The 8029-nt window shown below is 60.7% G+C and carries 12 protein-coding genes and 1 pseudogene; 9 read left to right on the top strand and 4 right to left on the bottom strand.

The annotated features are described in order from the left end of the window. The first annotated feature begins 181 nt into the window (after nt 1-181). The 6 genes from VMJ11_RS19940 to VMJ11_RS19915 all read left to right on the top strand — a co-directional run bounded on the left by VMJ11_RS19940 (nt 182) and on the right by VMJ11_RS19915 (nt 2942). Nucleotides 182-901, top strand: a complete 720-nt coding sequence (locus VMJ11_RS19940) for an MgtC/SapB family protein (RefSeq protein WP_325621104.1) — start codon at nt 182-184, stop codon at nt 899-901. A 16-nt stretch (nt 902-917) separates the two neighbouring features. After that, nucleotides 918-1190: a hypothetical protein gene (locus tag VMJ11_RS19935; protein WP_325621103.1), complete on the top strand. Its 273-nt coding sequence runs from the start codon at nt 918-920 to the stop codon at nt 1188-1190. 297 nt (nt 1191-1487) lie between these two features. After that, nucleotides 1488-2042 (top strand): hypothetical protein, encoded by a 555-nt coding sequence (locus VMJ11_RS19930; RefSeq protein WP_325621102.1) that lies wholly within the window; start codon nt 1488-1490, stop codon nt 2040-2042. A 66-nt stretch (nt 2043-2108) separates the two neighbouring features. Then, on the top strand, nt 2109-2306 hold the full coding sequence (locus VMJ11_RS19925; RefSeq protein ID WP_325621101.1) for a hypothetical protein: 198 nt from the start codon (nt 2109-2111) through the stop codon (nt 2304-2306). 99 nt (nt 2307-2405) lie between these two features. Beyond that, a complete protein-coding gene (locus tag VMJ11_RS19920; RefSeq protein ID WP_325621100.1) occupies nt 2406-2564 on the top strand; it encodes a hypothetical protein in 159 nt (52 codons plus the stop codon). A gap of 111 nt (nt 2565-2675) precedes the next feature. Then, on the top strand, nt 2676-2942 hold the full coding sequence (locus VMJ11_RS19915) for a hypothetical protein (RefSeq protein WP_325621099.1): 267 nt from the start codon (nt 2676-2678) through the stop codon (nt 2940-2942). 317 nt (nt 2943-3259) lie between these two features. On the opposite strand, the gene VMJ11_RS19910 is transcribed toward VMJ11_RS19915, so the two are convergent. Together VMJ11_RS19910 and VMJ11_RS19905 are read right to left on the bottom strand one after the other, a co-directional pair. Beyond that, nucleotides 3260-3607, bottom strand: a complete 348-nt coding sequence (locus tag VMJ11_RS19910) for a hypothetical protein (protein ID WP_325621098.1) — start codon at nt 3605-3607, stop codon at nt 3260-3262. 295 nt (nt 3608-3902) lie between these two features. Then, nucleotides 3903-4328, bottom strand: a complete 426-nt coding sequence (locus VMJ11_RS19905) for a hypothetical protein (protein ID WP_325621097.1) — start codon at nt 4326-4328, stop codon at nt 3903-3905. 65 nt (nt 4329-4393) lie between these two features. On the opposite strand from VMJ11_RS19905, the gene phoU reads away from it, so the two are divergent. Continuing rightward, nucleotides 4394-5101 carry a phosphate signaling complex protein PhoU gene (gene phoU / locus VMJ11_RS19900; RefSeq protein ID WP_325621096.1) on the top strand — a complete coding sequence of 236 codons (708 nt, stop codon included), beginning with the start codon at nt 4394-4396 and terminating at the stop codon, nt 5099-5101. 247 nt (nt 5102-5348) lie between these two features. Beyond that, nucleotides 5349-5561 (top strand): hypothetical protein, encoded by a 213-nt coding sequence (locus tag VMJ11_RS19895; protein WP_325621095.1) that lies wholly within the window; start codon nt 5349-5351, stop codon nt 5559-5561. A 135-nt stretch (nt 5562-5696) separates the two neighbouring features. Here VMJ11_RS19895 and VMJ11_RS19890 read toward each other — a convergent pair. Then, a pseudogene (locus tag VMJ11_RS19890) lies at nt 5697-5939 on the bottom strand (DeoR family transcriptional regulator); the annotation flags it as partial. Between the two features lie 227 nt (nt 5940-6166). After that, entirely contained in the window at nt 6167-7645 is a 1479-nt protein-coding gene (gene ltrA / locus VMJ11_RS19885; protein WP_325621094.1) for a group II intron reverse transcriptase/maturase, read from the bottom strand. 155 nt (nt 7646-7800) lie between these two features. Between ltrA and VMJ11_RS19880 the strand changes: the two genes are divergently transcribed. Then, a partial coding sequence (locus VMJ11_RS19880) for a hypothetical protein (RefSeq protein WP_325621093.1) occupies nt 7801-8029 on the top strand: 229 nt, incomplete at its 3' end.

Genomic DNA, 8029 nt, shown 5'->3' with positions numbered 1-8029 from the left:
TATCTGGACGTTTCACCCGTACGCCGTCTTCAGACCGAGCATCTCGTCTTGAACCCTGTCATCGGCGAATGCGGCATCAACGATGAAGCTTTCGCAGCACGTCGACATCAACGAACGATGTCCGCCTCACCGAACTAACGGATTCATCTGAAAACTCCTACACAATTCGTAATCCTATGTAATGAAGAGCTTTTTCTTTGCGTTGCGAACTGGAGCAGGTATCCGGCGCGAGATAAGAAGACTTCTGTCGCGCCTGCTCATCGCAGCTCTTCTCGGCAGCGTGATCGGCTTTGAGCGTGAGCGACTGAACTGGGCAGCTGGCCTGCGCACACACATGCTGGTCTGCGTCGGTGCCGCACTGATGATGCTGGTTTCGGCATTCGGTTTTGCGGACGTGCTCGGCGAAAAGAACGTCGTGCTCGACCCTTCCCGCGTTGCGGCCCAGGTTGTCTCGGGAATCGGCTTCCTTGGCGCGGGATCCATCCTGCTTCGTGGCGAAGTTGTGCGTGGTTTGACCACGGCTGCAAGCCTGTGGTCAGTGGCCGGTATCGGTCTCGCGGTGGGCGGCGGCATGTACACGGCAGCAATCGGCGCCACGCTCATTATTCTGATCATTCTGGTCGGCGTGAAGCCGCTGGAGCGGCGCTTTATTTCCGTGCGTCAGCAGCGCAACATACAGCTGCTGGTCGAACGCGGTAGCGTGACGCTCGACTCCGTGCATCGAGCCCTCGGCTCGGGCAGCGCGCGTGTCAAGCAGTTCATTGTCCAGCAATCCGACGATGATGCCGATCTAGATGACGTGCAGATCGCGCTGTCGCGGACAAGCGCGAACGATTTCTCCGCGATCTGCTCACGGCTCGTGGCCATGACGGGCGTGCGGGAATGTCGCCGGGAAAAATAAGGCGAGGGAGACAGGCATGACGCGAAGCTACGATTACGAAGGCTTTACGCTCGAGATCTCCGTTGAGTCCGATATCAGCATCGGACTGAAGAAACTTGAGCCAGCCCGGGCGGGGTACGTTGCTGTCGTCAGGATCTTTCAGGCAGCCACCACGGTTGCCGTGTTTGCTCCCTTACGCTTCGGCGAAGTGGGTGGTCGTCCATTCACCACAGAGTCCGACGCGCTCATGGGTGGATACAGCGCGGCGCGCAAGATCGTCGACGACCTGTTCTGTCACGACCGCCATTAATCCTTCCATGCGTGACGGGCAGCAAAGCGCATGCAGCACCTGTTCCGGCGCCGCGTTACCGCATTGCGTGGCCGCGCGTCAGCCGCTGCTGACACCCCCACCACGCGCGTAAAATCCCACATATTGGGGAAACTCCTGAACAACATCGATTTATGATCCGGATTTTACAAAGTTAGAATAAACGCTCTAGATCGTTCGGCAGAGGGCCCCGGTGAGGATTTGCGGGAGCCAGGCATCCCGACGATCCGCCGCAGTGGCAGCGGCAACGCCCTGTTGGTGAGCACCTGGAGCCGATTCGTGAGTTATCCTGAGCAGAAATCATTTGCCACAGCCGCTGCCTGCACGGCGGCATGCCCGTTCCCGGCTATCCATCTGGCTACCGCCCTGGGTGAGCTCGCCCGGTTAAACCTCTCGATGTACGGAGTGGTACTCGCCGGCGCACGGGAGAATCGGGAAGACATTACCTCGTCGAAGACGACGTACCCCTTAGCCTGGAACCAGGCCGCGGCGCTGCCTTCGCTTGCTGTCCCGATGGGCGCGCATACCGTCGCCCTGATCGACCTGACGTTGCAGACTACGGCAACGCTCAACCGGCTGGCCTTCGCGAGCTATGTCGAGATGGCCCGGCAGGCGTCGGCTGGGATGACTGCAATGGGCAGGAGCGCGTGGATCGCAGATGCGACGACACAGGTGGCGAGCGACGTTCCCGAGCATTCTCCTGCCGCAGCACTGGGGGCGCCCGCTGTCGTGCGGGACATCGCGCGCGAGGTTGCGGGTTCCACCCCGGCAGCTGCGCTGCCAGCCAGCAGGCGACGACGAAGTCCTTCCCCCGGAAGCCGCGCGTCGTCCTGACCGGTCGTTCCAGCGTACTTCTGCCGCCGGATGCCGCTCCTGTTTTCCCCACTTCAAGGGAATGCCATGCTGAGCCCCCACGAACTCGCCACGTTGATGCTGGTGAAGGACGCGCCGGAGCGGATGGAGGCGAACCGCGTCGAGCTCGGCGCGCTTCGCGAACTCCAGCTGGTCGCAATTGAGCCACCTGAAACGGGCATGCCCGTGCCTCGCGTCACCCCACGGGGCGACGCCTTCCTGCGTGCGATTGCCAGAGCGTGCTAGGGCGCGACAGGCTATCGTTGCACTGTCGTCGGGACGATATTGATGCGCCGTGCCGTCCACACAGGAAAGCGGCGATCGGGGCTTTATGGGGAGGCGGGCATGGATCAATCCTGGCTGGGTATGGGTGTCGGCGCCATCGCGCTCGTCATCGCGGCAGCCGGCGTCGCGGCTCATTATCGACGTGAGCGGCGCCGCGCCGATCTGCTGCGCAATCTTGATCACCATGAATGGTGGCAAAGTATCCGGACACGGCGCTAGCTCGTCCAGGAACACCGTCTCCTTGCGCGGACCGGGGGGCGGTGCGAATAGAGCAGAGATATGTCCGTCAAAAACGACCAATACTACTGAATAAAAATCGGGGGGTGTAGCGTGAGCCATGATTTTGCCGAGCAGGACCTGGCGCATATCAGAAGTGTTATCAGCCATTTCGAACACGCAGCGGATGGAGTGCGTGTCATCGAGACAGGGTCGGTGACCAGTCTGAACTACTGGCGCGACAGGGTTACGACAATTCTGACCATGCCTTCGCTGCCCATGCACATCGAAAGGCAGGCGAGAGATGTGCTTGGACGTCTGGACCGCCTGGACGACGCGTGTCGTCACGATCGGACCGGCGACGCCCGCGAGCCATTCTGATCGCATTGAGCGAAGCGGGAGATGCCGGACATGCCATACGTGCCACCGCATGAGATCGCGCCAGCCGTCCTTGTGGCGGGTTCTCTAAAGGAGGCGGCCCGCTTCCTGCTCTGCACACTCTGTCACGAACCCGTAAATCCGGTCCCCGTCCCTCCGTGCTCTGCTGGGTAAAGCTGCTGCATGCACGCGGCGCCGACTTTGCGTCTCACGTTGTGACGTGCGAGTGCTGGCTCCGGGAGCACTACAGGGGCTACCGACCCAGGCTGCCGGGTGCGGACTGACTGCGAGGTCTTTGCAGCACGTCAGGCCTGCGTTGATCAGTGGCGCTTCCCGTTGCCTTCGTGTCCAGATCGCGATTCGCTACTACGCGAGCCTTTGCCCGAAACGAACTTCTGGGTCTGGCTGGCGAATTCACGCAGTTCGTGACGCGTGTACCACGGCCACCATGCGACATGATAGAAAAGGAGGCAGCCACCGCGCGCCCCATGGCGCCACCTGTGCGGCGCGCCGTCAGTGGGGAAGTCTGCAAGCGTCAGGTAGCCCAGGCAGCAGGCACCGAGCGTCATCCAGGCAATGGCGATGACGATCGTCGGTACGGAAAGTGCGCATGCAACGACGAAAATGCCGAGCGGCGCACAGATTTCGAACGGCGAACGCGTGCTCACGGCCTTCTCCCTCAGTCGAAATAGTGTGCCTGAAAGGTCAGCGCTTGCCGGCGCCTGATGTGCACGGTTGCTCCACAACACCGGTGAAACCCCGCCAAGCCGTTTCAACGCCGGCGAGCTGCGACCTGGAACGACAGCGCGATCAGTGTCGCGCGTTGCAGGCGCTCACATGTAGGATCCGGGCCGTTACATTCCTGCTTTTTCTCCGCAGCCAAGGTAAGCCAGTTGGTGCGTCCGCTTGCAAAATCCTGATTGTCGCGACGACTCCATTCGATGGTCGGGACTCGAACGCGGCTCACTTCGATTTTGGTGGCCGCCCGGTCTTGACCGGCTCGACCGCCTTGACGGCCGCTAGAAGGCGTTTCGTCGGTTCAGACGCCAGCAGAAGGAGCCCCGCACGCACAAGCTCGCTCTTTTTTACGGCAACGCCCGCGTCGAGGCACCGCTGCTTGAGTACCGCGAGCTTTTCGTAATCCTCCCTGGGCATCGTAAAGGTGTCGCGCACGACCTTTTCCGGTTTGACATGCTCTTTGTGGTGCCGAGCAGCGCGCGGGGGAGCCGCTTCAGCAAGCTTTGCCTTGCGGGCCTGTGGCGGGGACGCCACATGTCGGGTCTTCGCAACCTGGACCGACTTCCCGCCGGCTGTGGCCTCGGTTGCACCGTCGTTGGAGGATGCATGCGCCCGCTTGTCGCTTCTGTTCCTGGTAGCGTGTGGTTTCATGGCTTTTTGTACATTTGACAAACCGTACAAACAGTTTATCGTCTTTCTGGTAAGAGGAGTTTTCCATGCCAGACAAGCACATTTCCAGCCGGTTCGATGCGGACCTTGAACACCTGTCGTCGAGATTTTTCGCGATGGGGGGACTGGTTGAGTCACAGTTGACCGATGCAATGGACGCCCTCAGCCGCTTCGACATGGACCTGGTCGAGAAGGTGATTGATGAGGAGCATCGACTCAATGCGATGGAAATCGAGATCGATGCCGAGTGCAACAACATCATCGCGCGGCGCCAGCCCATCGCATCCGACCTGCGGCGGCTGATGGCCTTCTCCAAAGGCATCACCAATCTCGAGCGCGCAGGCGATGAAGCACGCAAGATTGCAAAGCGGACGAGGAAGATCTCGAATGATGCTGCGGGCAGGAATCTGAATATCGCTGAAATCCGGACATCCGGCCAGATGGCAGGAACCATCTTCCACGACGCGCTCGCGGCATTTGCCCGGCTCGATACGGTCGAGGCGGCCAGGATCATGCGCGAGGATGAGGCGATTGACGAACAGTACCGCGCATTTGTGCGCAAGCTGCCGGCGTACATGACGGAGAACCCCCGAATCATTTCTTCCGCACTCGACTATGTGTCCATTGCGTCGGCCATCGAGCGGATTGGCGACCATGCGAAGAACCTGGCGGAGCTTGTCATTTATGTTGTCAAAGGCAAGGATGTCCGTCACCTTTCGCGCGACCGGCTTGAGCGCGAGGCCCTGGACGATTGACCGCGGCGCAGCAGCGGCATGTGATCTCAACGGTCGTGTGCGCGATGTGCGATTACCGATTGGACGGTCGGGAAGTGTGTCGCAGACTGGTCAAATGGCTTGTCGCATTCGTCGCTGTGCTGGTTGTTTTTGCGGTGGACAGGCATTGGCCATAGCGCCAGCCGGACGCTGCACCCCGTCGGTCGCGCTGCGGTCCATGAAGTGCTCGTAGTGAATGATGCGTGTGTTGTGGGGTACGACAATGAAGATGTCTCACAGATTGCAGTCCCAATCGGCCGGGCCGGTTTGGGGGCTGATTATGGGGTTGTTCCTCGCGGCGATCGGGATCGTCATGTGGATTCATGTGAAGTCATCGCAACCTGGCGATTCCGTCGATGAATCGCTTGCGATGGCTGTCATGCTTGTTGGCGCTTTTCTGGCTGTTTATGCCGGTCGGGAAATCATCCACGGCCGACGATGAATCCGCAACAGCAAGGGGTGTTGTGAAAGGCTTATACGTACGCTAGGCGTACAGACGTTCCATTGGGTCACAGTGGTTCTCGTGCTGGTTGCGTTCGTCTATGGCCCGGGTGGTTATGAGGAGCGGGGTTATTCGTCAACGCATAATTTCGATCGTCGCCTGCACGAGACGACTTCCTTGCGATGCGCCCCGCGAAGCCAACGGGCCAAAGCGGCGACGGGGTCGTCGTCGGAGGCCATGTCCCCCATGCACGCGCTGCAGGACGCCCGCCTCTTCCAGATAAAGCGGGTCGCGGCGCAACGTTTCGCGCGACACGCCGGGATCCGCCGTGGCCCTCTCGTTCGAGACACGGCCCAGCTTCGACAGGAGGGTGCATAGGTGCTCGTGACGACCCTTCTGACACGTCTGAAATGCTCAATCGCAGGATCTGGCAATCAGGGTTTCGTCGGCGCGGAGGTATGCAGCCTGCATCCGCCAAAACGCGAAGTTACGCGTTTTTGACAGCTTGCAAAATTCCGGATTTACTCACACGATCGCGGTAGGAATGGCCATTACTGGTCACCCCCCGCACAGATCCCGGCGTGCCCGATTCGGGCACCGGGCTCCTACCTCGGGTGTTTGACGGCGAAACGCTGACTTGGCCATGGATGAAGGATTCGAGGTTTGGGGAGCCAGGCGTCGGCAATCTTGGCCATGCGCAGCCAGGTCAGGCCGTCTTTCTGGCTGCGCCGCCGGAGCGTGCGCCTCCATAGATCGATGACGTGGTGGCGAAAGGCGCCGAGTGCTCGAGAATTCGTGGGTACCGCATGATACGCAAAGTAACCACGAACCACCTGCCTGAGCCATCGTCCCTGTTCGGGAATCGGCACATGCATGCGCTGCCGCAGCTGCTCCTTGATTTCCCTGAGCTTGGCTCGCAGGCGATCGCCTCGGCTCTTCCGATGAAGCAGAAAGGAGCCGCGACGTGATTTGCCGCAAATGAAGATAAAGCCCAGGAACGTAAAGGTCTCCGGCTTGCCAAGACCGCGGCTGTGTCGGTTTGCCACCGCGTAGCGGCCAAACTCCAACAGCCGGGTCTTGTCCGGATGAAGCGCAAGCGAGAACTCCTCCAACCTCAACCGCATCGCCTCCCAGAAGCGCCGCGCGTCAGCTTCATGCTCGAAGCCGACAACAATGTCATCCGCGTACCGCAGGATGATCACGTTGCCTTTAGCTTCTCGCCGTCGCCACCGGTTGGCCCAGAGATCAAAGACGTAGTGCAAGTACACGTTCGCGAACAGTGGCGATGCCACGGATCCCTGCGGTGTGCCTGACTCGCTGACGCTCCACTCTCCGTCTTCCAGAATGCCCGCCTTGAGCCACTTGCGCACAAGGCGAATGATGCGGCTGTCGCCGATCCTGTGCTCCAGGAATCGGACTAGCCATTCCTGGCTAACCGAGTCAAAGAAGCTCTTGAGATCGGTGTCTAAAATCCAGTTCACCGGGGTGCTAGTGATTCCCACCACCAACGCGTCCAGCGCATCGTGCTGACTGCGTCCTGGCCGGAAGCCGTACGAGAAACCGAGGAAGTCTCCCTCGTAGATCGCGTTCAGCACCTCCACCACCGCGCGCTGGACGATTTTATCCTCCAGGGCGGCGATCCCCAACGGGCGCTGTTTGCCATCCGACTTCGGTATGTATTGTCGCCGAACGGGTAACGCCCGGTACGCTCCACTTTGGACTCGCGCGTGCAAGGATCGGAGATTTTCTTCCGAGCCCGCCTCATAGTCCTTCCACCTCAGCCCATCCACCCCGGGCGCTGCATTGCGTTTAAGCGCAAAGAACGACTCCCGAAGTCGGTCGACCGTGACATGATGTAGGAGCGCGGTGAACCGTTCCTTCTTCCGCTGCCTGGCAGCTTGCCGTACACGTTCCAGCCCCTGTGACACGCTTGCCCGGTTCTGCGCCCGGCGCGTGTGCGGTTGGCCCGTGTTCCCCTTGGTCCCCGCCCTTTGCTCCACCCACTCCGCAGCCGGTTTCCCGGCCTTGTTCGCAGGCTTCGTCGCTAATATGGCGGAGTCTGACTTCTCCCGTCCGTTCGTCATCGGCTACGGCTCCTCGCCTTCCCGACGCGGACCAGCCCATACTGCGACTGGCCAGACGAGAGATCTCCCGGTTCCCGCACAAGGAGCGTCCGTACGTGCCAGGGTCTTCGACCACGCCGGGTCGTCAGGGCGCTCGCGCTCACGCACCCTTCCGTATGGCCTTCCGCGTTCTGAACCGCGTCGGCACCCGGGATGTCTATACTGTCGCGGCTCAATGGCTGGCCCGCACGCTCCCCTACCGACGCTTCGCCGGCACCCTCACGGATGCCTGCGCACGGCTCGGGGTCGATGTGGTTCGCTACTCCCTCATCGTAGTGGACTTTCACCACCTACTCCTTGCCGGTTTCTACCGGCGCACTCAGAAATATAGCGGACAGATTGATG

The sequence above is a fragment of the Paraburkholderia sp. genome, from assembly GCF_035501035.1.
Classification (GTDB): Bacteria; Pseudomonadota; Gammaproteobacteria; order Burkholderiales; family Burkholderiaceae; genus Paraburkholderia.
The sequence above is the reverse complement of the archived record's forward strand: the minus strand, read 5'-3'. Positions and strand labels throughout refer to the sequence as shown.

What these genes read in the sequence shown, in the direction of transcription:
- VMJ11_RS19895 (WP_325621095.1), top strand. Translation starts at nt 5,349, where the DNA reads ATGTCTCACAGATTGCAGTCCCAATCGGCCGGGCCGGTTTGGGGGCTG.
- VMJ11_RS19940 (WP_325621104.1), top strand. Translation starts at nt 182, where the DNA reads ATGAAGAGCTTTTTCTTTGCGTTGCGAACTGGAGCAGGTATCCGGCGC.
- VMJ11_RS19905 (WP_325621097.1), bottom strand. Translation starts at nt 4,328, where the DNA reads ATGAAACCACACGCTACCAGGAACAGAAGCGACAAGCGGGCGCATGCA.
- ltrA (WP_325621094.1), bottom strand. Translation starts at nt 7,645, where the DNA reads ATGACGAACGGACGGGAGAAGTCAGACTCCGCCATATTAGCGACGAAG.
- VMJ11_RS19920 (WP_325621100.1), top strand. Translation starts at nt 2,406, where the DNA reads ATGGATCAATCCTGGCTGGGTATGGGTGTCGGCGCCATCGCGCTCGTC.
- VMJ11_RS19935 (WP_325621103.1), top strand. Translation starts at nt 918, where the DNA reads ATGACGCGAAGCTACGATTACGAAGGCTTTACGCTCGAGATCTCCGTT.
- VMJ11_RS19925 (WP_325621101.1), top strand. Translation starts at nt 2,109, where the DNA reads ATGCTGAGCCCCCACGAACTCGCCACGTTGATGCTGGTGAAGGACGCG.
- phoU (WP_325621096.1), top strand. Translation starts at nt 4,394, where the DNA reads ATGCCAGACAAGCACATTTCCAGCCGGTTCGATGCGGACCTTGAACAC.